Genomic DNA, 26,294 nt, shown 5'->3' on the forward strand with positions numbered 1-26,294 from the left:
ACTATGCAACTTATAGATTGGATTATTGTCTTAATATATCTCTTTGGGACGATGGCCTTAGGGTTATTGTTGTCCCATAGAGAAACAAAATCTTCAGAAAATAAAAATAACGGAAAAAAAGGGCAAAATCCCCTTGATTTGCTGATTGCTGGCAGAAACCTTCCTTGGTGGTTAGCCGGAACCAGCATGGCCGCAACTACGTTTTCCATCGACACCCCTCTGTATATTTGCGGTGTGGTTGCTAGTCGGGGTATTGCAGGAAACTGGGAATGGTGGAGTTTTGGTATCGCGCACATTGTTCTAATTTACGTCTTTGCAGGGCTGTGGAGACGGTCGGAAATGGTCACGGACGCTGAATTAACAGAATTGCGCTACGGTGGGCGTACAGCAGCTATTTTGCGGGCAACCAAGGCATTTTTATTCGCAGTTCCTATCAATTGTATTGGCATCGGTTACGCTATGTTGGCTATGGTTAAGGTGGTGGATGCGTTACAGTTATGGCAAAGTTTGGGTTTTGATCCGGGAGAAGCAACTAAACTGTGGACAGTTATTGCTTTAAGCGTTTTTGTTTTAATTTATACCGGAGCTTCAGGACTTTGGGGTGTAGTTGTTACGGACTTTTTCCAGTTTTTCTTAGGATTATTTGGGGCGATGTTAGTAGCAGTTATTGCTGTTAGTGATGCCGGTGGAATGCGTGAATTAATTCCCAACGTTCAACAAATTACTGATTTTGATGTTTTGTCGTTTATTCCTATCACCAATAATGGCGGTTTAAACTTTACTTGGAATGATGCTGCTGGTATTACAGCAACTACATTTTCAGCTTATATTTTTGTTCAATGGTGGTCTTTTCGTCGTAGTGATGGGGGTGGAGAGTTTGTACAAAGATTATTAGCAGTAAGAGGAAAAGGAAAAGAAGCAGAAAAAGAAGCAGAAAAAGCAACTTGGTTTTTTAACATTCTCCACTACATTGTTAGAACTTGGCCTTGGATTATTACTGCTTTAGCTGCAATAGTTTTATTACCTAATTTAGAAGATGCAGAATTAGCTTATCCTACTCTGATGTTAACCTATTTACCTTCGGTAGTTTTGGGGTTAGTGGTAGCTTCTTTAATTGCTGCTTTTATGAGTACCATTTCTACGTCTATTAATTGGGGTGCGTCTTATTTAACTAATGATTTATACAGTCGTTTTTTCCGTCCTGATGCGACAGATCAAGAGTTAACTAATGCGGTGAGATTAGCATCTGTTTTAGTGACGGTTTTAGGTTCAATTGCTGCTTTTTATGCGACGGATGTTCGGACTGTATTTCGTTTAGTAATTGCCATTGGAACCGGTCCAGGACTTGTGTTAATTTTACGTTGGTTTTGGTGGCGAATTAATGCAGCAGCAGAGTTATCTGCGATGATTGCAGGATTTTTAATTGGTTTAGTTACAACTATTAATCCTGATATTAATAACATTTTCCCTGACTTTGGTTGGCGGTTACTATTTATTTCTGTTTTAACAGCTTTGGTGTGGATAACGGTTATGTATTTAACTCCTCCTGAAGATGAAGAAACCTTGTTAAACTTCTATGAAAAGGTTCGTCCTGGGGGAATAGGTTGGCAATATCAACAATACAAAACGGGTTTAGAACCAGCACAAAATTTACAAAATGATATCTTAAAAGTGGTAGCAGCTACTTTAGTTATGTTTGGCAGTATGTTTGCTATTGGGGGATTTTTACTGCTACAATCTATCACTGGTTTTGTCTCATTAACTATTGCTATTATTGGGGGATTTTGGTTACGAAAATTGAGTAAAAAAAGAGTTTATCTTAAAGATAACTTATAATCAATAATAGGAATATTCTGAACTTAGATTATAACGTTTAACTATTTTAAGTTATTCATAATGTGACCACATCATTAAAACTTTAATTCTCTTGTTTTCCTCATCTACTTCATAAACTAAGCGATGTTGAATATTTATTCTTCGTGAGTACATTCCAGCTAAATCCCCTGTCAGTTTTTCATAGGATGGAGGATTTTGATAAGGATTTGTTCTCAAAATTTCTATTAACTTTTCAACTTTACTTTTTAATCCTGAACCACTAATCTTTTTAGCATCTTTTAATGCTCTTTGAGTTAAGGCGATTTCCCACATTCCCATTCTATTTCTTCAAGAGGGGTACAGTCTTCCCAATCTGTATTTTTTCCTTCAATTAAATCATGCTTTACTCCAGGGATTGATAGTAGATAAAGGGTTTCTTGAATTGAATTCCATTCATTAACTGAAACTAATACAGCTTGTTTCTGATTATCAACTGTAATCATTGTCGCTTCATTAGAGTCGTTGATATTATCAATTAATTCTGAAAGTAGTGAATTATTTTCTTTAATATTTATCTGTTTCATTTTAGGTAAGTTCTTGATAGGGATGCAAATATAACGTTTCTGATTGATTGAACGTATCTCTATCATTATTATAATAGGTATTGCTATAATAGAGCTAGTAGCTCTTTTAAGAAGTTATGACTTTTTAGCTTACAATCCAAGCAAGTAAAATCCGAATAATGCAGTGTGAGAAAATAAAAACAACTTAAAAACATTATTACTGCTGCAAGAATGGACAGATTTGTATTGAGTAAAGTGCCAGAAATTAAAAGAATTCCACTTGTTAAAAACGTGAGTTCGGAGTTCGGAGTTCGGAGTTATAATTTTGTTAACGAGAGAATGAAGGTTTGAGACTTCTGATTTGAGTCAGTTTTCTCTAAATTTCCTTATATCGAACTCAGGTTAAAAAGCAAATTGGATACCAGTAAGAGCTTGATACATTCATTTTGCAAACTACTAGGTTTAAAAGATTAGTTAACTTAACAAAAGCAGGCGAGTATTTCTAATTTTTTTAAGGTTAATAACATGATTTTTGTAGGTTTATTATAATAACCAAGCAAACACATCTTGAACAGTAAGGTTAATTTTTTCACCAAAAGAAGGCGTAGGAAGTTTTAAATCTAGCCGATCAAATACTTCTATTTCTTGTTTAGGACGATAAATAAATATAGTTTGCTCATCAGGATCAATTAACCAACCCATTTGTGTCCCATACTGAAGACAATAGAGGATATTTTTAGTTACTTTGGTTTGACTTTGATCAGGTGATAAAATCTCAATTGTCCAATCTGGTGCGATGGGAAAAACATTAGCAATTTCTCCATTTTCATCACGGGGAATATGATCCCAAGTCATCACCACAATATCAGGAACAATGGATCGATCGCCAAAAGTACAACGTAATTCAGGGAAAGCACGGGCGATCCGTTTCGGTTTTATGATACTATTAATGGTAGCAGTAAATTCCCCTTGAATGGCACTATGTTTCCCTTGTGGCATGGGTTTATCAATAATTTGACCGTTGATATATTCCCTTGCAGGTTTCTGTTCTGGTAGTTGCAGAAACTCCGCTAAGGTTAAACTTTTAGAGGGCGTTTGTACCATTATTATGTGTAGCTAATTGTTAGTTAAACACTTCTTTTACAGCGATGACAACTTGTTTCATTTGTTCTTCTGTTAAAGCTAAACCACTGGGAATATAAAAACCTCGACGGGATAACCTTTCTGCTACTGGACAAGAAACGTCTTTTAATAATCCCATTTTATGAAAAACAGGTTGTTCGTGCATTCCCCAGAAAAAGGGACGGGTTCCTATTTTTTTCTCCCGTAAACGTTGCATTGCTTCTGCTGCATCGAAGGGAACATCATCCTTGATAACCATCCCATAAACCCAATAAATACTATCAGCATAATCTGTTTTTACTAAAGGTAATTCTAACTGAGAAATATCTGCTAAAAGTTCCGTATAAATAGCCCCCATTTTACGCTTTCTTTGCACAAATTCTGGTAATCTTTCTAATTGTGCTAAACCAACAGCAGCTTGTAAATTAGTAAAGCGTAAATTCCAACCTAACTCTTCATGAATAAAACGTCTTTGTGGTTGAAAACAAAGGTTGCGTAAAGAGCGACATTTTTCCGCTAAACTATCATCATCAGTAACAATTATTCCCCCTTCTCCTGTGGTAACGTGCTTGTTAGGATAAAAGCTAAAGGTACTAATATCTCCAAAACTACCGCAGGGTTTTCCCCTATAGGTTTGACCGTGCATTTCTGCTGCATCTTCAATAATTTTTAAACCATATTTATCTGCAATTTCTAACACAGGGTTCATGTCCACAGGTAGGCCATAAATATGCACCACCATGATCGCTTTTGTCTTAGAAGTAATCTTAGCTTCTATTTGGCTAACATCCATATTCCAGGTCACAGGGTCGCTGTCTACCACCACAGGAATAGCACCTGCTCTTACAATAGCTGCACCGCATGATATAATAGTGAAGGTAGGTAGAATGACCTCATCTCCTGCTTGAATGTCTAAAGCAACCACCGCAGCATCTAAAGCAACCGAACCATTACAGACAGTAATTGCGTGTTTTCTGCCGATGGTTTCTGCAAAATCTGCCTCAAACCTTTTGACAAAAGGTCCTTCTGAAGAAATCCAACCGGTATCAATACATTCGTTTAAATATTGCTTCTCATTGCCATTAAGTAAAGGTTCATTAACAGGGATAAAGTCTGCCATAAGAGTTATATTCTCAAGATAAATTTTTATTGAGTTAATTGCTGTTTTTATTTTACATCTGCTTGACTTGCATCAATACCAGTAAAACGAACTTTATCGTTATCTCCAACATAAGGACCTTGTTTAACTTCAATCATTTCTAATTCTTCTAATACCTCAAAACCATGACCTCCTTTAATTAAGAGAATAACATCTCCTGCTTGTAAAATACGACTTTCTAAATAATCTTGCTCATCATTATAAAAATCAACCCGTAGTTTTCCTTTTTTAATTAATAAGACTTCTTGGGTATAAAAAACCTCTCTACGAACTTGTCTATGAATGTGAGGTTTAATAATTTTTCCCTCTGGGTGTTTCATGTAAGCAAGTTGCTGAGAATAACTATCCGGGGTAAAAAAATGGATTCCTGGTTGACGAAACTCAAAGGGAAGAATAATGGCTAATACTTGACCATTATAACTAATTTCCTCGATCATGTTTTGACTATTGGTTTGTTGAATCATTATATTAAGTTTAATGGGGCAAAAACTCGCTTCAACTCTAAATTGTATCAGCTTGTTTGGTTAATGTCGAATTAAGTGAGCAATTTTATCTTAGTTAACTTGATTTTTAGGCATTACTTTTGCTTCGTATAGGGTATATTTTCCTTTTTTTCCTAGAGGATTAAATTGCACCTGAAACAGCGAATTACTATTATCTTCTAGGGTAAATGTTTCAGAGGGAGAAGTCGGAATTTCACAAGCACGAAAAGGATAACAAACATATACAAAATCTGACTGGTTATTTTCGGTTAATGTTTGACCTAGCTTGATTAAACTTTCTGGTTGATCAACACGGAAAAATAGTTTATCTTTACGCAAAGGAGACTCTAATATTTGCGCTGCGAACTGATGAGAAACTGCCACAATTTGACGACTATCATTATCTAAAAATTCGATGGCTTCTGTAACTCCCCGATGATTTTTCTGAAAAAAATTAGTTCCTAAATACATATTTTTGTATATTCCAATGATCACAAATATGGAGAATAAGAAAATTGTATAATATTTGATGATAGATTTTGAATTGTCCAGAAAAACCTGCAATTGATGAACAATCATAATTGAGAAAAAAGGTAGCAAGATTAATAAATATCTCTGTCCCCATTGTTTCCCACCAACTGCAATTTCATCGGAACCAGAATCTACTAATAAAGCGACTCCCGCAGTAAACAATAACCCCAGTACATAAACTAAAGCCATTCTTTGAGTAATATTTATTTCTTCTTTCCAAGCCAAGAACAACCAAACTAATGATAAAATAATCGCAACCGCATAAAGTCTAAGAAAAAGTCTGATTTCGTCTGTTCCATGAGTATTATACCAATAGACACTTGTTATTAAAGAAAAGACAATAAACGATATCAAAATGATTCTTGGTGTTTTTTCTTGAAAGCTTTTTTTGACCAGAAATAGCAACAAATAAAGTAAAGAGAAACAAGCAACAGGAAAGAACTCAAAAAAGGTAACAATAATTTCCAGAAAACTCTCCCAAGCTTCCCTTAAACGCCTAGCTATGGTGAATCCTTCGACAATTTGTAGACCATGAATTCCCAAAATATGACCATAAATTAGTTGATTACTGATAAAAAATAATCCAACAGTAACATACATAACTAAAATAAAAATCCAGCCCTTATCCCCTAAATAAGAAAGTTGATCTAAATTCAATTTCCGAGGCAAATCAACATTATTTCCTGACCTCATATTAGACAAATATCTGATAATTATCATCACTCCTACCAGAAAAGTTAAAGTAGCAACCATTGCCAAAAATTCTGAGCGTATCCAAGCAGATAAACCAACAAAAAAACCACTTAAAATTGCTTCTTTTATGGTTATGGATTCCCTTGGGATAAATAAAATTATCATACCAATCAAACAAAAGAGAACCGCTAAAGTATGCTCCCAATACATCCCCGAATACAAAGTTAAATTAGAAGCAAAAATCAAGAGAAATATAGATAAACATTGCTGGAATTGTGTTAACTTTAAACAACGACAATAAATATTAAACCCAATCCAAATTAACCAAGTAGAAAGCAAAGGAATAACATATAAACCCCGTTCACCAAATAAAGTATAAAAAGGAGCAGTAATCAAAGAAAAAGTATAAGGAAAAGTGATATAATATTTATCATTCAAATAGTAAACAAAAGGTTCTTCATAAGGGTATAAACCATTCTCCCAGAGTTGATGAACCCACTCAGCATCAGGGGTGACTAAATCAATTTGAAAAATACCTTCCCCTAATTGTTGAGCTAATAAAGCCTTCAAACCACCATCACCACTAAAATATACTCCATCAGGAACTATAGCTAGTAAATACAAAGAAAAAGCAATACCAGAGGCTATGATAAACCAAGATAATCCATATCTAATCATTTTTATTTAATGGCATTTATGTTATTAATTTGTCAAGCTGACAGCCAACTACAAGTCAACCTAACATATTTATTTTGACTTGACTATATATGACTATATTTGTGTTGAATATTTATAATAGCACGTTCAAGTATCCTCCATCATTTCTTGATAAGTATCCCAGGATTTTCGGTTTCTGATAATAACACAGTCGGCACTATAGCAATGTAAAGTACCCCAACTAATAATGAACTGACAAGTTTACTGGCTCATAGGAAATATTCTAGACATTATGTACAGGTATGTCTAGAATTGTACAGGTTTTTGTTTTCTAGAAGAAATTCCAACTATACAAAAAATATCCCTATCTTACAGAAAGATAGGGAGGAATAGAAAACATTAGGATAAAAGAACTAAAAAATAGATAGTTAAACCCCTAATGATATAAACAAGTCACTAAAAATAGTTGCCTATATTAGTTTCTATTCTTATTAATGAGAATTTTTGCGACGACGACTAATTAAACCAGCCCCAGCAACTGTAGCAAGACCTAAAATCATTCCAGGTTCAGGAGTTGATTGTGCTACTGTTTCAAATTCGTATCTGATTCTGACTGTAACATCTGAATTACCATTGTTACCTGTAGTAACATCACTAGGTACAGAACCTCCTTGTGAACCCACGGATGAGAGCAGAATACTAACTGCGTTAGTTCCACCGATTAATGAGGAAAGGTCATCTCCATCAGCAGTAGAATAGGTTTCCGAGTCAGTTTGACCAACTACTGAATCTGTTCCTACAATATTAACAGCCCCATTATCTGGAACATCCCCAACAAATCCAGGAGTAGATAGTGAGTCAGATACACTTAGACCTAAAGCTCCAGCTACTGCAGCAGTTAAAGTTGCAGTGGCAGTTAGAGGAGTAGGACTTCCAACAGCCTGATCACCAGAGCCTATAGGGAACACTAAAGCTGTATTATTCAAAGTAGCATCAAATTCGAGTGAGATCTCGAAACCAATTAATTCACCTAAACTAGAATCAAATCCATCGAAATCTATTGTTTCATCACCGTCTAAACTGTCAAAGACAACAGAAGCTTCTTGAAAAGGTGTAAACGACATTGCACTGGCGGTACCAGCAAATACCATTGTGGTTAGGGAACTGACTGCAACAGCCTTTAGGATAGAAACCATACGTAACTCCTCGTTATGTTGATAATTACTAAGAATGATAAGTATATCATTAGCAAGATTACGCACATAGTATATACGTGAAACTTTGTAAATGTCAAGGTCAATTTCTGTAAAACTTATACACTTATGTTAATAATGCTTAAAGGGTAGATTGTTATTGTTTCTGTTCTGGTTGAGTCTGGTAGTTTATCCCAGATTTCTCGGAAAATCTGCCCATTGCTGAGACGGTATTTTCCAGATCATTAATCGAGTAATATTTCACTAATTATCCCGCATTTCTCACAAATTCTGCGATCGCTAAACCTAAAACCATTATGTAATATGAGTTTGACCTTGATTTGAGGAGCGAGTTAAAAATAGCAGTGTGCTATTTTAAGCGATCGCTGTTTATTGTAGTGAAAGGTCACCGTTTTTTTAACTCAGTTTCAATCGCATTAATTACCGTTTCTAAAACATGAACACGGGCATAATACTTATCATTGCCAGGTACAATCGTCCAGGGAGCATAAGGTGTGTTGGTACGGGCAATCATTTGGTTAACTGCCACATTATATAACGGCCATTTTTCTCTGTTTCGCCAGTCTTCATCCGTCAATTTATAGGATTTAAACGGGTTGTCTTTTCTCTCTTCAAACCGTCTCAATTGCTCTTCAAAACTAATATGTAACCAGAATTTAACGATAACACAACCAGAAGTAGTTAACTGTGCTTCAAACTCATTAATTTCCTTGTAAGAACCTCGCCATTCTAGCTCCGAAGCAAACCCTTCTACCCTTTCTACTAAAACTCTTCCATACCAACTCCTATCAAAAATACCTATACTTCCTTCTCTGGGAATTTGTCGCCAAAACCGCCATAAATAATGATAGTTTAACTCTTCTGTTGTTGGGGCAGCAAAAGCATGGACTTGATAACTTCTCGGGTCTAAAGTATCAGTTAAACGTTTAATCGCACCACCCTTACCAGAAGCGTCCCATCCTTCAAACAAAGCTAAAACAGGAATATTTTTTTGAAAAATTTGTAACTGTAACTGTCTTAATTTAACCTGTGCTTCCCTTAACCGTTGTTTATAATCGTCCTTGAGTAGATGTAAACCTAAATCTATTTTGTCCAAAAAATCCGGTTCTGTGGGTTGTAACTCCGTTTGGGGGGGTAAAGGGGGAATATCTGTTTTCGGCAGTTTGAGACGGTCTAAAGCTTGGGTAATGGTGGCTACAACTTGAGATAATACCTTAACTCTAGCCCAACGTTGACAGTCCCCTTCCACCAGGGTCCAAGATGCGTGGCCGGTACTGGTATAGGTTAACATTTCCTCAGCAAAGGCAGCATAGCGATCGTATTCCTTGGCCTGTTGCCAATCTTCTGGGCGCACTCGCCACGATTCTAACTCATCGGACTCATATTTTTTCAATCGCTTCTTCAGTTCTTTTTTACTCAAATGTATCCAAAATTTTGCCATCGCTACGCCATCATCTACTAATTGACGCTCAAACGAGTTAATATCTCGCATTAACAAAGGAATACTCCCATCAGTTTCTATATCAAACAGACGATCTTCTAAAACATGGGTGTACCAACTATGGTAAAAAATTCCAATACTGCCTTTTGGGGGTAATTTATGCCAAAATCGCCAAAGAAAGGGATATTTCTGCTCTTGTTCCGTAGCTGATAAAATAGGATGAACCTTAAAGCCACGGGGGTCCATATAACCGATGGTTTTCTGTAATAGCTTTCCCTTACCAGCAGCGGCCCACCCTTCCAAAACGATAATAACTGGTAGCTTATGATCCCAACAGTCTTTTTGTAGCGATCGCAACTGTTGCATCAATGCTTCTATCTCGCTGTTGTAAGTTTCTTTATCTAAAGTTAATTTGAGATCCAGACTATCTAACATTTCTAGTTTAAGATTTTTCTTTATTATACATCTAATTTCTTGGTAAGGTGGGCATTGCCCACCTTACATTTTTAAGCGTTCCAGTTAACCCAATCTTGAGGTTTTAAGAAGGTATTATATAATTCAGCTTCGGGGGTGTTTGTTTCAGGTTTATAACAGTATTCCCAACGAACTAAAGGAGGTAAAGACATTAAAATAGATTCTGTACGACCATTAGTTTGTAACCCGAAAATTGTGCCGCGATCGTAAACTAAATTAAACTCAACATAACGTCCCCGACGATACAATTGGAACTGTCTTTGTTTGTCATCATATTCCGTGTTCCGACGCTTCTCAACAATAGGAAGATAAGCAGTTAAAAAAGCCCTTCCACAGTCATTAACAAAAGCAAATAAATCTTCCCAAGTACGGTTTTCTTGAGGGGGTAACTCATTACTATATTGTGCTGCTGCCTTATCAGCATGGGGACCACGATATAAGGGGTCGGTTCCATCTTGATAATCAAAGAAAAGACCGCCAACTCCACGGGTTTCTTGACGATGTTTGAGATAGAAATATTCATCACACCAAGGTTTAAACACAGGATAATATTCAGGGTGATGTTTATCGCAAGTTTCCTTTAAAGTTTGATGAAAATGTTTTACATCTTCTGCAAATGGATAATAGGGAGTTAAGTCAATACCACCCCCAAACCACCAAACTGGCCCCGCTTCAAAATAGCGATAGTTGAGGTGAACCGTGGGAACATAAGGGTTACGGGGATGTAGTACCATAGAAGTCCCTGTGGCGTAGAAACCGTGTCCTTCTGCTTCAGGACGCTGTTTTAAGATAGATGGGGGTAACTGTTTTCCCCAAACTTCCGAAAAATTTACCCCACCTTGTTCTAATAAATTACCGTCTCTAATCACACGAGAACGGCCACCACCACCTTCTTCTCTATCCCAACTATCCTGACGAAAGGTACTACCACCATCTGCTTTTTCAAGTCCCTGGCAAATTTCATCTTGAAGGGTTTTCATGAACTCACTAACCCTTGTTTTAGCGTCTGAGGGGGGTAAAGAGGTTTGTTTAGGAGTAGTAACGTCTGTTGTTATCGGGGTCATAATCTCGTTTTAGGACTTTTAGTGAAACATTCAACAGTAACTTGTCCATGACAGTGAAAAAGTTACTCTTAGATCAATCTAAAGCTTGATGGGTCAGAAGTATCATTAAGTTTATTGACATACTCCACTGGCTTGCATCCGAGTGGATTCTCTAAGCATCACTGCATAAGATTTCTGACTCAACGAGTTCGCTTACATTAAAGTCTTCTCAGTCCTTAACCCAGAGGCGATTCTCTCCTCAGACTTTTACCCCATTTCAGAGGTCTGTTTGCGTATGCCCTACGCTACAGTTCAAAACCGAAAACTTGGTTTGTCTGGTACTTGATGCTGAAGGCTTTTACCTGTACAAGCTTTTCTGTACAGAACCCCATAGCCTGAGTTTTCAAGGTGCGTTGCCATTAGGCCACTGGGTTTTTAGAGCGGTTGATTACCCTGTCCGCTATACTCTAATTATACATAATAAAAGCCCTCCTAAAAGCGCACCGCCCCGTCTGAGGTTCCCTCAGACATAGGGACGGAGCAAGAGGGACGGGGCTTTAAACCCAAATTTTCGGTAATTGTCAATGTTATTATGGGATTAAGAATTAGGTAAAATGCGTCCAATAGTCAAGTTTTCAGGGACAAAAGTTGCTTTTGCTACTCGTTGAATATCAGCAGCAGTAACTGATTCGATCGCCTGGACTTGCTCAAACAAATTCCTCCAACTACCTGTTTTTACTTCGTATTCAACCAACGCTTTACCCATGCCTAAATTAGAGTCAAGGGAACGTAATAAACCGGCTCGTAATTGATTTTTAACCCGTTGTAATTCCTTTTCAGAAACAGGTTCAGTTTTCAATCTTTCAATTTCTAAAGATAAAGCTTGATCTACTTCTTCTATGGATGCTTGGGGAGAAGTTTGAGCGTAAAATAACATCAAGTTAGGGTATTTATCCGAAGGAAAACCATTAAATCCTTGGGCCCCTAAAGCCACTTGTTTTTCCTCAACTAAAGACTTATATAAACGAGAAGTGCGACCGGAACTTAATAGGGTAGAAATCACTTGATAAATGGCATTATCAGGATGACTTATAGCAGGAATATGATACCCTTCCAAATACCAAGGTTGAGAGGCTAATTCTAAAGTAACTTCTCTAGTTTCTCTTTGTTTTGGTTCTACTTTCGTCACTTTAGGAGGTTCTAGTTTTTTGCCATAGCGACCAAAATAAATTTGTGCTAACTGTTTAACTTTTTCGGGATTAACATCACCTACAATAGAAACTGTCAGGTTGTTTGGTCCATAATAAATGTCAAAAAAGTCTCGAATATCTTGACGGGTTAAGTTGCGTATATCTTCGTTATAACCAATAGTCGGCCGTTTATAAGGATGTTCGGTAAAAGCAGTTCCTAAAAAAGCTTCTACCATTTTACCGATAGGATTATTTTCCGTGCGTAAACGTCTTTCTTCTAAGATAATATTTTGCTCTTTATAGAATTCTCGAAAAACAGGATCTAAAAATCTTTCTGATTCTAAAGACATCCATAACTCTAATTTATTGGAGGGAAAACTATAAAAGTAAAGGGTTGCATCTGGGCTAGTTTGTGCATTAATATTAACACCTCCTGCCGTTTCTACAATACGTCCAAAGGCATTTTGTTGGACATAACTAGATGCTTCAGCTTGTATTTTTTCAAAAGTTGCTGTTAATTTTTTTATTTCCTCTTCATTGCCTGCTTTCTTGGCAGCTTTTAATTCCATTGAAACTTTATCTAAACGACTTAAAATTTCTTGTTCTTCTTGATAGTTATTAGTGCCAATTTTTGTGGTTCCTTTAAACGCTAAATGTTCTAAAAAATGAGCTACTCCTGTTTTTCCATCCGGTTCGTCGGTTCCCCCAACATCAGCATAAGTAACAAAAGAAACCACCGGCGCATCATGATTTTCCTTGATAATAAATTTCATGCCATTATCTAAAGTAAATTCTGTTATGCGTTCGATCGCACGATTCAAATAAGGAGTGATAGAAGAAGATTGGGTTTGTGCCAAAGCTGGAACATTTGTCCCTAGAACTAAGACAAGACAAATAAGGCTAATCGCGTAACGAATCAAACGAGATAAGTTGAACAACTTAATGACCATAGGAATAAGACAAGTTCTCAAAAATTAATAGATTCTTTCCTAGCATATCAAAAACTGACAGAGAGACTTTGAGAAAGTGAGACAGGTTTACTAACTTGTTCCTTAACTTGACAATATGTAGTTTAGATGAAAAACAGCTTAGAAAATGCTATCAATCGCAAAAATACTAATAGCAATATATCCTATAAATGGAGAATTAAATAACTCTAAGCATAGCCAATAGACTGCAGGAAATACTAAAAAACTAATAAAAACCGAAAAACTGCGTATTGCTGTGATTGATGTAACCCAAGGACTAACTAACATAAACCACCATCGGGCTAAGATAAAATAGAGTGGTGGATGAACATCTTTGGATAAGCTTTCCAACACATGACCTAAATTTTTCTCAGGAACTACATTTTGATATTTTCGCTGTAAATCTTCTGCTGTAATAATCCCATTATTAAAAACTTCCTGAGATAGTACCTGCTGAGAATTCCCGGATATCCTTAATAAACTATCGGTTTCATCTGGCCAGAAGACTTTTGTATCAATATTGAATAATCTAAAAAATATTCCAATAATTAAGACAGCTAAAATAAAAAAATGCCACCACCTTGAGATAGGAGGAAAAAATTTTTTTAAATTATCTTTATTCATAACAATTAATACACAAAATATACACATTACTTATATCACAAAATTTCATCCAAGGAAAGACAAAGTTTAATTAGCCTCAACTATGGAGTTTTTTAAGATTGAAGTAGATTTCATAATCACCCATCTGGGGCAAAAGTGTTTTTTATCAAGTTACCCAAAAAACACTACTGTAAAATTCAGACAGCTACAAGAACTTGAAAAGGTCTGATCGTCCTAAGGGTGAGACTGTCAAACGAACTAATTGACTCAATTAACACAATAAGAAAACATAGTTAAATAATAGAGTATTGGGGAAAAAATTTTATACAATCTTGCTAACCAGGAGAGTTCACCCATTGAGTATTCATGACCTTTAAGTATGGACGGGAAATTTGCGGTAATTTAAGCACAGCCCAATCAAGGGAATGGTTGATTACAAACGGCATTGGAGGCTATGGTTGTGGTACAATCTCAGGGGTGATTACCCGTTGTTATCATGGGTTATTGATCGCTGCCTTAAACCCACCCCTCAAGCGTACATTACTACTGTCAAAACTGGATGAAACCATCCAATATGACTACCAAACCTATTCTTGCTTTACAAACCGTTGGTTTGATGGGACAATCTCTCCCCAAGGCTATCTAAACATGGAGAGTTTTCATCTAGAAGGAACGATCCCAGTCTGGACTTTTGCTTGCGGAGATGCACTGATTGAAAAAAGAGTTTGGATGCAGCAAGGAGAAAACACAACCTATACCCGTTATACCTTCAAACGGGGCAGTAAATCTCTCCAACTATCCATTAAAGCCCTAGTTAATTACCGTGACCATCATGGTACCACTCAATCAGGACAGTGGAAAATGGGAGTGGAGGAAGTTCCTCAAGGTTTATGTGTTACCCCTTATCCCGAAGCAACTCCCTTTTATTTGTGGGCCCAAAGCGCAGATGTAACCTTAAATTATCATTGGCATTTAGGTTATGATTTATCCATGGAAAGGTATCGGGGCTTATGGGATCGAGACGATCACTACAACGCAGCTACTTTTAATAAAACCCTCGAACCAGGAGAGTCTCTAACCCTTGTTGCCAGTACCAACCCTCGACCCTCTTTAAACGGCAAACAAGCATTACAAGAACGCTACGAATACGAACAAGGGTTACTGAAACGCTGTTCTCATTTTTCAGTTCCTTGGATCAAACAATTAGTCTTAGCTGCCGATCAATTTATTGTCGATCGCCCTTCCACCCATAACCCAGAGGGAAAAACCATTATTGCTGGTTATCCTTGGTTTGCTGACTGGGGACGAGATACCATGATCGCTTTACCCGGGTTAGCCTTAACAACAAACCGCCCCGATATTGCCCACGACATCCTCAGTACCTTTGCCAAATATTTAGACGGGGGAATGTTACCCAATGTCTTCCCCGATGATAACCAAACCCCTCAATATAATACCGTTGATGCCATCCTCTGGTATTTTGAAGCCATTCGCACTTATTACAGTCTGACTAAAGATATTACCTTATTAAAAGACCTTTATCCCCTACTGCAAGAAGTAATTGAATGTCACCGTCAAGGAACCCGTTATAACATTCATCTCGATAGCGATCACTTGATTTATGCTGGACAAGAAGGCACTCAGTTAACCTGGATGGATGCCAAAGTAGGAGAATGGGTAGTAACTCCCCGTCACGGTAAACCTATCGAAGTCAATGTCCTCTGGTACAATGCTTTGACCATTATGATCGAAATTGGGGACATTTTGGGACAACCTACGGGAGAATATAAAACCATGGCCCGTAATAGTCATGCTGGTTTCCAACGATATTGGCATCCTTCCCTAAAATACTGTCAAGATATCTTAGATAGTCCCAACGGCCACGATAAGTCTATGCGGCCTAATCAAATTTTTGCCGTTTCTCTACCTCATAATAAAACTACTCCCCCGTTACTTAAACCGGAACAACAAAAGTCGGTGGTGGATACCGTCGCCAAAATGTTAATTACTTCTCATGGATTGCGATCGCTTTGTGCTACCCATCACCAATATCAAGGCCGTTACGGTGGAGATCAAGTATCTCGGGATAAGAGTTACCATCAAGGAACAGTCTGGGCTTGGTTAATAGGCCCATTTGTGGAGGCCCATTGGCGAGTTTATGGCGATCGTGCCTTAGCTAACAGTTTTCTCGAACCCATGGCCAACCATCTCAATGATGCTTGTATTGGCAGTATTAGCGAGATTTTTGATGGTGATGCACCGATGATCCCTAGAGGTTGTTTCGCCCAAGCTTGGAGTGTGGGGGAAGTTTTGAGGGTTTGGGCAAAAATTAATGATCCTTCTTAGCAGTTATCAGTGATCAGTTATTTAGCACTAAACTATGAAAGAGGATTTAAAGCAACGTTTAGTCTCTATAGCGTCTGTTTTTCTCAAACTGGGAGTGATTGGTTTTGGGGGACCGGCTGCCCATATCGGTATGATGGAAGCAGAAGTGGTGAGAGATCGTCGATGGCTTGAGCGATCGCAGTTTTTGGATCTTTTGGGGGCAACAAATTTAATTCCGGGTCCTAATTCCACGGAAATGGCCATTCATATTGGTTATCTTTATGGAGGTGTCTGGGGGCTAATTATTGCAGGAGTGTGCTTCCTATTCCCTGCCATCACTATGACTGCTATTTTAGCCATGATTTACACTCAGTTTGGCAGTTTACCGCAGATTGCGCCTTTATTATTCGGCATCAAACCGGCGGTTATTGTAGTTATTATTGCGGCCTTGTATCGGTTGGCAAGAAAAGCGATTAAGCAGCGCAAATTTTGGTTGATTTTTCTGTTAGTAATAGTTTTAAATTTATTGGGTTTAAATGAAGTTATTTCTCTACTTTTAGGAGGATTATTCGGTATGGTAGGGTTAATTTTAATCGAAAGTAACGCCAACATCATTCCCCTACTTGTGTTCTTCATTAGCAATAATATTGACAAAGCGACAAACGATAATCAGCTTACCCCGTCTTTATGGCAGTTAGGTTTATTTTTTCTGAAAATTGGTAGTATTTTATTTGGTAGTGGTTATGTTTTAATTGCTTTTTTAGAAGGAGAATTAGTTGATCAATATGGTTGGTTAACTCAACAACAACTTTTAGATGCGATCGCTATTGGACAGTTTACCCCAGGTCCGCTTCTTTCTACTGCTACATTTATAGGATATATAATTTTGGGAATACCTGGAGCGCTCGTCGCTACATTGGGGATATGTTTGCCTTCTTTTTTCATTGTTTTGGCTGTTAACCCTATTATCCCAAAATTACGCAGATCAAAATGGACAGCAGCTTTTTTAGATGCAGTAAATGTTAGTGCAGTTGCTATCATGGCAGTGGTAACATTAAACTTACTTTATCAAATTCTTTGGGTTCCAACGGATGGACTTCCTGTTAACTGGGAAGCAATATTTATTCTTATTGTGGCCGGTGTTGCTATTTTTAAGTATAAATTAAATACAGCTTGGGTAGTCTTGGGATCTAGTATTATAGGATGGGGTTTATCTTATATTTAGTAGGGGTTTAATAATATTAAACCCTCGGATATTAGAGAATATCTCATAGGGTTTATCGGCTTTAGTATAACTCCTAAAACCAGAAAATTCTGTACCTCAAAAATATGAGAACTATTGCCGCTACGCGAAAGTCAAAAGTAAAAATGCAAAAGGCAAAAGTTTCGATTGATAAGGATTTGAGGCTTTTGTGACTGTTGTTTTATTTCCACCAAGCTGCACTACTATAGTTCATTTTTGTGTTATTGTAACTGAAAAACCTGATAACTTTTAACTGTTCACTGTTCACTGTTCACTGATAACTTACTTATGAGTTTAGATTATGATATTGTTATTATTGGTAATACTTTAGAAGCTTTTTTTGCTGCTTCAGAAGCTATTAAATTTAACCCTAGAGTAGCTTTAGTTTTAGGAGATTTTAATAATGAGTATTGGCAAGAAATTGATAGTTTAATTGTTAACTATTTGACTTATATTGAACGTCATTGGCACAATTTAAACAATTGGTATTTAAACATTAATCTAGATTCTTGGTTAGATTTTAATCAACTCAAAAAATGGAAAAATGAAGTAAAAGAAGATATTAAACAAGCTAATAATTTAGAAAAATTAGCAAATTTAGGTGTAGATATTATAGAAGAATCAGGGGAATTTTGTCGATTGCCTAAACTGGGTTTTGTGCTTAAAAATAGGACTTTGCGATCGCGTCGTTATTTATTGGCAATGGGTTCTATATCTAACATTTCTGACATTCAAGGATTAAAAGAAGTTGGTTATATTACCCCTGAAACATTAGATATAGATAAACTTCCTGATAAATTAGTTATTTTATCACAAAATGCACTAGGAATTGAATTAGCACAACAATTAAACCGTTTAGGTAAAACAATTACACTTATCATTGAAAAATCTAGTATTTTACCCCAAGAAGATCCAGATATTACACAACTAATTCAAGCTATATTAGAAGCAGAAGGTATAAACTTATTAATTAATTGTCCTGTTACTCAAATTAGAAAAATAGAAGGTAAAAAATGGATTCAAGCAGGAAATGAAGCCATAGAAGGCGATGAAATTATTATTGATAATCAAACACAATTCAAGATAAAAGAATTGAATTTAGAAGGAGTAAAAGTTAAGATAGAAGGCAATAAAATTAAGACAAATAATAGATTGCAAACAACTAACCCAAATATTTATGCTTGCGGTCAAGCTATTGGTTCATATAATTTATCTAATCTAGCTTGTTATGAAGCTGGTATTGCCGTTAAAAATGCTATTTTTTATCCCATTTTTAAAACAAATTATGAACATTATCTTATGCGAATGTTAACCAACCCAATGTTTTCCAGAGTTGGTTTAACGGAAACACAAGCAAAACAATTTTATAAAGAAGATCTAATTATTATCAAACAAAATTATAAAAGCTTAGTTAAAGCAAAAATATTAGATGAAACCACTGGATTTTGTAAAGTAATTACTCGGAGAAATGGCATAATTTTAGGATGTCATATTATAGGTTATCAAAGCGACGAAACTATTAACTTAATCGCTTTAGCTATACAAAATAAACTTAAAATTCAGAAAATTGCTCAATTATTTCCTCTCTACGGAACAACATCAGAAATGTTATCCCAAATTTCTCAAAAATGGCAAGAACAAAAACAGCAAAAGAATACATTAATCAATAACTGCTTAGAAACTCTACTATTTTGGCGTAGAAAATGGAATAAATAGACACAATCTAATTAATATATGTATGAAATTAAACTTGAATAGTAGTTAAAAGTAGTTTTTATTTGCATAGATTAAACATAAAAATGTCAACACTCCCCACACTTCCCACCCCAGACACAGTGAATTGAAAACTGGTATAAAATGCTGAATAGCCAAAAGAAGCGTTATAATTATCCCCGTTAGGATCGGCAGTAACCAACCATCATTATATAAAGAATGAACCAACAGCATCAATTCAGACAAGTGAAATATTTGCCCTTAAAATGGTTTAAAGGGGTGATTTTGCTGTTACTATTAAGCCTAGTTGCTTGTCAATCGAGTCAACCTGGGTCCCAAAACCTAGAAACTTCAGGGGAAACGAGAGACGAAACCAACTTAACCCTACAAAATGCAACCCTAGAACAATCTAACGCTGAAGGAGAAATTCTCTGGAAAATACAAGTTGATGAGGCAAAATACAGTCCAGACCGCAAAACAGCCAATTTAACCGCAGTTAAAGGTAATATTTTCCAAGATGGTCAAATCGTATTACAAGTTAAATCTGATTACGGAGTTATTCAACGAGACGGGGCCGAAATTTTTCTCAAAGATAATGTAGTCGCGGTTGATCCCCGTAACGAAGCAGTTCTTCGTAGCGAAGAAGTGGAATGGCAACCCGAAACCTCCCTATTAACCGTCCGTAGAAATGTACGGGGTTCTCATCCTCAACTCGAAGCATCTGCCAATGAAGGCAAATATAACACCCTGGAACAAAAATTAGAATTAACAGGGAAAATTAAAGCTACCTCGGAAGCAAGACAGTTACAATTAAAAACAGAACATTTAATCTGGCAAATTCCCAAACAAACGATTATCGGCGATCGCCTTTTAACCATGATTCGGTTTCAAAATAAAACCATTACAGATCGCCTCGTAGCTAACAAGGCCAGAGTTCTTTTAGATAAAAAACAAATCATTATTAAAGAAAATATTGAATATAAATCCCTTCAACCTCCCCTACAAATAGCCACCAATGAAATTATTTGGCACTATCAAACCCGTCAAGTTTATTCGAGTCAACCGGTTCAATTGATTCAATACGCCCAAAATGTTACCGTTACTGGTAATGAAGGTCATGTTAACCTAGCAGAAAATATCGCGTATCTTAAAGGAGGAGTTCAAGGAGTCAGCACAATGAATGATAGTACATTGTACTCCAATAATTTAACCTGGAATGTTGTCGCCCAAACCATAGAAGCCTATGGTAATGTCATTTATGAACAAAATCAAGACCCGAAGTTAAATTTAACTGGAGAAAAAGCCGTTGGTACTTTAGTAGATAACAATATTATTGTCACTAATAGCGATCGCCAAGAACGGGTTGTTACCGAAATTTTCCCTGAATAAAATGAGTTTAAATCCTTCGATTCTTCTCGTAAAACTTGATGATTTGTTTAATAATCGTATTGGTCCTGAGTTAAAAGAAGCAGGTTATACACCGATTATCATTAATGATAGCCTTCAAGTGCTGGAAAATGTCAAAACCCATCAACCGGCCATGGTAGTAATTAATTGTCAGCCTAACGATAACACAGGATTTACTTTGTGTACTCAGTTAAGACAGCTGCAAAAGTCTCTGATCCTAATTATGATGATTAATACAGAAACAGTGGAAGAAAGAGTTGCTTGTTTAGAAGCAGGGGCCGATGATTATCTGGTAAAAACGGATTATAGTCCAGCACTATTAAAATTAGTTTGTTTTTATTTAACTCCTCCCAAAATTGTCAAAGAGCAATTACAATATAGTGACATTATTCTTGATTTGACAACCCGAAAACTTGTTGTTAATAATAAACCAACGGACTTAACAATGAAAGAATTTGAGTTACTTAAATATCTGATGTCTCATCCCCAAGAAGTTTTAAGTCGAGAGAAGATTTTAGAAAATGTTTGGGGAGATGAATTTCAAGGCGAATCTAATGTAATTGAAGTTTATATCCGTTATTTACGTATCAAAATAGAAAATGAAGACCATAAACGTTTAATTCATACCGTTCGAGGTGTGGGTTATGTTTTGCGAGAAGGATAAGCAATCTAGCATCCTAATTTTTGTCGAAAAAATATCCTTGCCATTTGACGGGGAGACGGGGAGAGGGGGGGAAGGGGAGACGGGGAGACGGAGGTAAATTTCTCCAATAAACTATTATTAATAAAGGACAATAGATAATTGTCATTGGTGACAAACTCCTAATCTCTCGAATCATTTATAATAATTAGAAAAAATCAATTCTAAATTCTAAAAAGTTATGTTAAGACAAATCAGTTCAATTCTTTTAATTAGTCTTTTTTTATTGGGATGTTCCCCTTCAACACAAGCAGAATATTCTAATGATGTGAACAAGGAAATTACAGAAAACGGTCAACAACTGCCCATTGAAGCTACAGTTACTATCAAGGAAACCCTGATAGAATTGGAAGTAGCAAAAACCACCGAAGAACAACAAATAGGTTTAATGTATCGTCAATCCTTAGACAAAAATAAGGGGATGATTTTTGTATTTGAAGAGTTACGTCCTCTTAGATTTTGGATGAAAAATGTTAACATTTCTCTAGACATGATTTTTTTAATCGATGGCAGGGTAAAAGCTGTTTTGTCCAATGTTCCCCCCTGTACCGTTGATCCCTGTCCAACTTACGGACCTGAAAGTTTGGCTAACCAAGTAATTGAACTACGAGGAGGAAGGGCTAAAGAGTTAGGGATCGAAGCAGGTGATCAACTGGAAATTGAATTTACAGAAAAGACCTCCTTGAACCCTTAAAATATAAGACCACGTCGTAAAAGACGGGGTTTAAATAATAATAAGTTTTATTAATTTAGACCTTGACAAATATCTATAGATTTTCTAAATTGTTTATAATGCGAGCTGCACATAAGATGAAATGAAGACCTTATCTTCTACAATAAAAAGCCTTCAAGTCCTAATAGTTGTTTGACTGATGGTTATCAGTAAAGTAATTGATGGTGTGAAGAGAAAAAGGAAACATAAGGTAATTATTGGAATTAAAAAGTAGTTGCTTTGATTATGTGAGGGGTTGAAAAGTAAACAGAAGATCAACAGTAACTCAGAATTTTACATTCTCTGGGAAGGTTTTTTCTGGATAAATCAATTCAACGATTAATGAAGTCCCACCACAAATCAAGATCATGAACAACTTTGAAAACCAAAACCATTATTTCTGATTCATTCTCGAGGTAAGATAATTATGCCACACACCACATATCAACAATTTTTGCGTTTTCTCCACGAAGAACTATGTTTATCGGCTGATTCTATTGCTATTGCCCAACGTTCTATGAGTGAAACTAAAGGGCCTTTGCCTATGTTACTCTGGCAATATGGTTTAATTAATTTGAACGAGTTAGAGAAGATTTATGATTGGTTAGACGCTTCAGTTTACACTGGTAACCAAGAATTATAGTTGATTGCGATTTCTTAAATTGAGAATTTTCTAAGGATACGGGGAACACTAAAATAAACGACCTTTTGGACTTTTAATATGATTCCCCCATCTGAAAATTTGCCTATCTATGTTAATTAATGCACTCTTAGAACGATAATTATTATACAGTCCGGCAAAACTCAGAAAAAAGGAAAAGTAAAAATTAATATACAATTATAATTTATTCCCGATGAACCGAAAATAAATGACATACAATCACCTTTAGATAATATTCTTCAAATGATTAAGAAAACTCCAAAAATAAAAATCCCAAAATCCGTTAAAGATTATGTTTTTAACAAAGATAACTATCAATGTAAAAGTTGTGGTAAAAAACAACAAGAAACCCAGTTAAACATCTATCATATTATTTCCTTAGCAAAAGGAGGAAGTAACAATATCAGTAACCTACAAACCCTATTTCAAACTTGTAACCAACACAAAAAACATCATTTTGATCCTCGGTTTCGTCGTCATTTTACCTAATTTAAAAATTATAATTAATAACCATGACTAAATTAGTATTATTCGATCATGATGGCGCAATTGATGATTTTTTGGCAACATTATTATTAATGACCATGCCTAATATAGAAATTTTAGGCATTATTGTCACCCCTGCTGACTGTTATATTAAAGCAGCTTTAAACGTAACTCGAAAACTACTTGATTTAATGGGATGTGATCATATTCCCGTAGCAGAAAGTACCGTCAGAGGAATTAATCCTTTTCCAGCTTTATACCGTCGCGACTCTTTAATAATAGATAATTTTCCTATTCTTAACCAAGAAAATACCATCAAAACCCCCTTAGTTTCCCAAACAGGACAACAGTTTATGCTGGAAACCTTGCACCGTGCCTCTGAATCGGTTACATTGATGGTAACAGGCCCATTAACTACCGTTGCCACAGCTTTAGAAATTGACCCAACCATCGAAACCAAGATTAAAGAAATAGTTTGGATGGGAGGTGCATTAAACATTTCGGGGAATGTAGAAAAAGAGTTTGCACCCGAACACGATGGTAGCGCAGAATGGAATGCTTATTGGGATGCCATCGCTGTTGAGAAAATTTGGCAAACTAACATTCCCTTGATAGTTTGTCCCTTAGATATTACCAATAAAGTCCCTGTTACCCCTGAGTTTATCGGTAGGTTAGCCAAACAAAGACAGTATCAACTGTCAGATTTAGCCGGATTATGTTACGCTTTAGCTATACCTCAAGACTATTATTGTTGGGATGTTTTAGCTACTTCCTATTTACATCGTCCAGATTTATTTTCCCTTAAATCATGGCAAACCGAAGTAATAACAACAGGAACATCTCAAGGCAGAATTAAAGTGGTTGAGAAAGGAAGAAATATCTTAGCAATGGATACAATTGATAAAGATATATTTCATGATTATATTCTCAAACAATGGACAAAGTTTTAGGATATATAGTAATCAGTCATAATATTTGAGAAATGAGATAAGATAAAAGCTTACTCAGCACATAAGTACATAAATATAGCACTTCTCATACTTGTGAGGTACAGAGTTTTCTAGTTTTAGGAGTTCGGAGTTCGGAGTTCGGAGTTCGGAATTCGGAGTTAGATATTAAGTGTACCTCATGAGTCCGAGAAAGGCTATATATAGCGAGCAAGATGCTTGCACTACATTAATTTTCGTCTTAATTTATCCAAAGCAGTACAACTGCTCAGATAACGAATAATCTCCCGACTGCGATCGCCAAAAGTACATTTAATACTCTCCACCTCATCATTGGGACCAGCAATACCAAGATAAACCAAACCCACAGGTTTAAACTCCGTTCCCCCTCCAGGCCCAGCTATACCAGTAATACTAATACCCCAATCAACCCCTAAACGTTTTTTAACCCCCAAAGCCATCTGTTGCGCTACAGTATCACAAACTGCCCCACGTTCCTCCAAAACCTCTGCACTAACCTCTAAAAGAGACACTTTCACACGGTTATCATAAGCTATCACCCCACCCCAAAAATAGTCCGAACTGCCGGCAATATCCGTTAACATCGCCCCCAAACCACCACCAGTACAAGACTCAGCTACCCCGACAGTTTGTTTTTTGTTGCGCAACAACTGCCCCACAACCTTCGCTAAAGTATCATCATCCTCGCCAAAATAGTCCTCTCCAGCGATTTTAATGATCTCTTGAGCTACTGGTTCAATAATAGTATTAGCTTCCGTTTCAGAGGTAGTTTTGCAGGAGATACGTAAACGAACCTCTCCCAAAGAAGCATAGGGGGCCACAGTTGGGTTAGTCAAATCAAATAAATGGTTCACCTTCGCAGCCAAACCAGACTCACCAATACCCCTAAAACGCAGCATTCTGCTAAAAATGATTTCTTTGCCCCAACCTTGGTTTTTCAGGTACGGAACAGCCGTTTCTGCCCACATCCGCTTCATTTCCGAAGGGACTCCAGGGAAAGTCATAATAGTTAAATTGTCTTGAGGTTGCCAGATCATACCGGGGGCCGTTCCTGTGGGGTTAGGTAAAATGGCAGCACCTTCAGGAATTAAAGCTTGTTTACGGTTATTTTCGGTCATATCTCGTCCCCTAGCTTGGAACTTGCGTTGAATATCCTCCATAACCTCTGGTTTTTCCACTAGGGGAGTATTAAACTGTTGCGCTATAGTTTCCGTGGTTAAATCATCGGGAGTCGGTCCTAAACCCCCAGTAAATAGCAGAATAGAGGATCTTTGACTAGCAATAGTGATGACTTCTTGGAGACGAGTCGGGTTATCCCCCACCACAGTTTGATAGTAATGGGGAATACCTAAAATAGCTAATTCTTCGGCCAAAAATTGAACATTGGTGTTAACAATGTCCCCTAATAAAAGTTCTGTACCAACGCAAATAATTTCTGCACTCATTTTTTATTTAGCAGTAGGACCATTCAACAATTCTACGGCATCACGGCCATCGATTTCGTTTAAGTAAACCTTGACTTGTTCATTGGAAGAGGTAGGTAATTTTTTTCCTGTAAAATCAGGATGAATGGGTAATTCACGATGACCCCGATCTACTAATACCAATAAACGGATCATTTTTGGTCTTCCATACTCGGTTACTGCGTTTAAAGCAGCGCGAATAGTTCGTCCTTTGTAGATGACATCATCCACTAAAATAACTGTCTTTCCTGTCAGATCGAAAGGGACTTTTGTTTTAGCCGGGGTACGGGTTTTAATGCGATCTAAATCATCTCTATAAAAGGTTACATCAATGGCACCCACTGGTACTTTAATATTTTCTAATAACTCAATTTGTTGAGCTAACATATTAGCTATAGGAACCCCTCTCGTGTGAATTCCTAATAAAATAATATCCGATAAATTACCAGATTTTTCAATAACTTGAGAAGCCAAACGAGTTATTACTCGTCGTATTTTTTCAGATGATAGTATTTTTTTGACCATTCTGATATCAACTTTAATCATTATCTAAACCTCGCCGTTAACAACGGGGTCTTATTTCAAGCTAACACGCATTTAAACTCCCCACACTCCCCACAATCCTCACACTCCCCACACCCCCAATCTCACCCGATGGTAT

The 26,294-nt window shown here is 36.6% G+C and carries 23 protein-coding genes; 10 read left to right on the forward strand and 13 right to left on the reverse strand.

What is annotated here, in order from left to right; translation table 11 throughout:
• Positions 1-3: 3 nt before the first annotated feature.
• On the forward strand, positions 4-1,836 hold the full coding sequence (locus QNJ66_RS04495; RefSeq protein WP_300503434.1) for a sodium:solute symporter family protein: 1,833 nt from the start codon (positions 4-6) through the stop codon (positions 1,834-1,836).
• 51 nt (positions 1,837-1,887) lie between these two features.
• Here the strand turns inward: QNJ66_RS04495 and QNJ66_RS04500 are convergent, their stop codons facing one another.
• The 11 genes from QNJ66_RS04500 to QNJ66_RS04550 form a co-directional block, all read right to left on the reverse strand.
• The gene (locus QNJ66_RS04500) at positions 1,888-2,154 is read right to left on the reverse strand and encodes a Txe/YoeB family addiction module toxin (RefSeq protein WP_300503436.1); all 267 of its coding nucleotides are present in this window, start codon (positions 2,152-2,154) and stop codon (positions 1,888-1,890) included.
• Positions 2,130-2,399: a type II toxin-antitoxin system Phd/YefM family antitoxin gene (locus QNJ66_RS04505; protein ID WP_300503438.1), complete on the reverse strand. Its 270-nt coding sequence runs from the start codon at positions 2,397-2,399 to the stop codon at positions 2,130-2,132. The genes QNJ66_RS04500 and QNJ66_RS04505 overlap by 25 nt, the downstream gene beginning before the upstream one ends.
• Positions 2,400-2,921: 522 nt before the next feature.
• Positions 2,922-3,482 carry a Uma2 family endonuclease gene (locus QNJ66_RS04510; protein WP_300503439.1) on the reverse strand — a complete coding sequence of 187 codons (561 nt, stop codon included), beginning with the start codon at positions 3,480-3,482 and terminating at the stop codon, positions 2,922-2,924.
• A gap of 19 nt (positions 3,483-3,501) precedes the next feature.
• Positions 3,502-4,620, reverse strand: coding sequence for a DegT/DnrJ/EryC1/StrS family aminotransferase (locus QNJ66_RS04515; RefSeq protein WP_300503441.1), 1,119 nt, complete (start codon positions 4,618-4,620; stop codon positions 3,502-3,504).
• 47 nt (positions 4,621-4,667) lie between these two features.
• Positions 4,668-5,123, reverse strand: coding sequence for a hypothetical protein (locus QNJ66_RS04520; RefSeq protein WP_300503442.1), 456 nt, complete (start codon positions 5,121-5,123; stop codon positions 4,668-4,670).
• A gap of 90 nt (positions 5,124-5,213) precedes the next feature.
• On the reverse strand, positions 5,214-7,043 hold the full coding sequence (locus QNJ66_RS04525) for a dolichol-phosphate mannosyltransferase (protein WP_300503444.1): 1,830 nt from the start codon (positions 7,041-7,043) through the stop codon (positions 5,214-5,216).
• Between the two features lie 470 nt (positions 7,044-7,513).
• Positions 7,514-8,218, reverse strand: coding sequence for a PEP-CTERM sorting domain-containing protein (locus QNJ66_RS04530; protein ID WP_300503446.1), 705 nt, complete (start codon positions 8,216-8,218; stop codon positions 7,514-7,516).
• Positions 8,219-8,621: 403 nt separating this feature from the next.
• Positions 8,622-10,112, reverse strand: coding sequence for a polyphosphate:AMP phosphotransferase (gene pap / locus QNJ66_RS04535; RefSeq protein WP_300503447.1), 1,491 nt, complete (start codon positions 10,110-10,112; stop codon positions 8,622-8,624).
• A 71-nt stretch (positions 10,113-10,183) separates the two neighbouring features.
• Positions 10,184-11,215 (reverse strand): oxygen-dependent coproporphyrinogen oxidase, encoded by a 1,032-nt coding sequence (hemF, locus tag QNJ66_RS04540; protein ID WP_300503448.1) that lies wholly within the window; start codon positions 11,213-11,215, stop codon positions 10,184-10,186.
• Between the two features lie 577 nt (positions 11,216-11,792).
• Complete coding sequence (locus tag QNJ66_RS04545) at positions 11,793-13,334, reverse strand: pitrilysin family protein (RefSeq protein WP_300503450.1); 1,542 nt, start codon at positions 13,332-13,334, stop codon at positions 11,793-11,795.
• A gap of 138 nt (positions 13,335-13,472) precedes the next feature.
• Positions 13,473-13,976, reverse strand: a complete 504-nt coding sequence (locus tag QNJ66_RS04550; protein ID WP_300503452.1) for a hypothetical protein — start codon at positions 13,974-13,976, stop codon at positions 13,473-13,475.
• A 345-nt stretch (positions 13,977-14,321) separates the two neighbouring features.
• Here QNJ66_RS04550 and QNJ66_RS04555 point away from each other — a divergent pair, with 345 nt between their 5' ends.
• The 9 genes from QNJ66_RS04555 to QNJ66_RS04595 all read left to right on the forward strand — a co-directional run bounded on the left by QNJ66_RS04555 (position 14,322) and on the right by QNJ66_RS04595 (position 24,152).
• The gene (locus tag QNJ66_RS04555; RefSeq protein WP_300503454.1) at positions 14,322-16,301 is read left to right on the forward strand and encodes an amylo-alpha-1,6-glucosidase; all 1,980 of its coding nucleotides are present in this window, start codon (positions 14,322-14,324) and stop codon (positions 16,299-16,301) included.
• A 34-nt stretch (positions 16,302-16,335) separates the two neighbouring features.
• Entirely contained in the window at positions 16,336-17,505 is a 1,170-nt protein-coding gene (chrA, locus tag QNJ66_RS04560) for a chromate efflux transporter (protein ID WP_300503456.1), read from the forward strand.
• Between the two features lie 306 nt (positions 17,506-17,811).
• The gene (locus QNJ66_RS04565; protein WP_300503457.1) at positions 17,812-19,239 is read left to right on the forward strand and encodes an FAD-dependent oxidoreductase; all 1,428 of its coding nucleotides are present in this window, start codon (positions 17,812-17,814) and stop codon (positions 19,237-19,239) included.
• A 216-nt stretch (positions 19,240-19,455) separates the two neighbouring features.
• Positions 19,456-20,625 carry an LPS export ABC transporter periplasmic protein LptC gene (lptC, locus tag QNJ66_RS04570; protein WP_300503459.1) on the forward strand — a complete coding sequence of 390 codons (1,170 nt, stop codon included), beginning with the start codon at positions 19,456-19,458 and terminating at the stop codon, positions 20,623-20,625.
• 1 nt (position 20,626) lies between these two features.
• Entirely contained in the window at positions 20,627-21,307 is a 681-nt protein-coding gene (nblR, locus tag QNJ66_RS04575; protein ID WP_300503461.1) for a response regulator transcription factor NblR, read from the forward strand.
• A gap of 217 nt (positions 21,308-21,524) precedes the next feature.
• The gene (locus tag QNJ66_RS04580) at positions 21,525-22,037 is read left to right on the forward strand and encodes a DUF192 domain-containing protein (protein WP_300503463.1); all 513 of its coding nucleotides are present in this window, start codon (positions 21,525-21,527) and stop codon (positions 22,035-22,037) included.
• A gap of 445 nt (positions 22,038-22,482) precedes the next feature.
• Positions 22,483-22,698 (forward strand): DUF2949 domain-containing protein, encoded by a 216-nt coding sequence (locus QNJ66_RS04585; RefSeq protein WP_300503464.1) that lies wholly within the window; start codon positions 22,483-22,485, stop codon positions 22,696-22,698.
• A gap of 261 nt (positions 22,699-22,959) precedes the next feature.
• The gene (locus tag QNJ66_RS04590) at positions 22,960-23,205 is read left to right on the forward strand and encodes an HNH endonuclease (protein ID WP_300503466.1); all 246 of its coding nucleotides are present in this window, start codon (positions 22,960-22,962) and stop codon (positions 23,203-23,205) included.
• Positions 23,206-23,228: 23 nt separating this feature from the next.
• The gene (locus tag QNJ66_RS04595; RefSeq protein WP_300503468.1) at positions 23,229-24,152 is read left to right on the forward strand and encodes a nucleoside hydrolase; all 924 of its coding nucleotides are present in this window, start codon (positions 23,229-23,231) and stop codon (positions 24,150-24,152) included.
• Positions 24,153-24,373: 221 nt separating this feature from the next.
• Here QNJ66_RS04595 and QNJ66_RS04600 read toward each other — a convergent pair whose 3' ends face one another.
• Both QNJ66_RS04600 and pyrR read right to left on the reverse strand, forming a co-directional pair.
• Positions 24,374-25,615 (reverse strand): competence/damage-inducible protein A, encoded by a 1,242-nt coding sequence (locus QNJ66_RS04600; RefSeq protein ID WP_300503470.1) that lies wholly within the window; start codon positions 25,613-25,615, stop codon positions 24,374-24,376.
• A 3-nt stretch (positions 25,616-25,618) separates the two neighbouring features.
• Positions 25,619-26,158 (reverse strand): bifunctional pyr operon transcriptional regulator/uracil phosphoribosyltransferase PyrR, encoded by a 540-nt coding sequence (gene pyrR / locus QNJ66_RS04605; RefSeq protein ID WP_300503550.1) that lies wholly within the window; start codon positions 26,156-26,158, stop codon positions 25,619-25,621.
• Between the last annotated feature and the right edge of the window lie 136 nt (positions 26,159-26,294).

The organism is Crocosphaera sp. (genome assembly GCF_030064895.1).
Lineage (GTDB): Bacteria > Cyanobacteriota > Cyanobacteriia > Cyanobacteriales > Microcystaceae > Crocosphaera.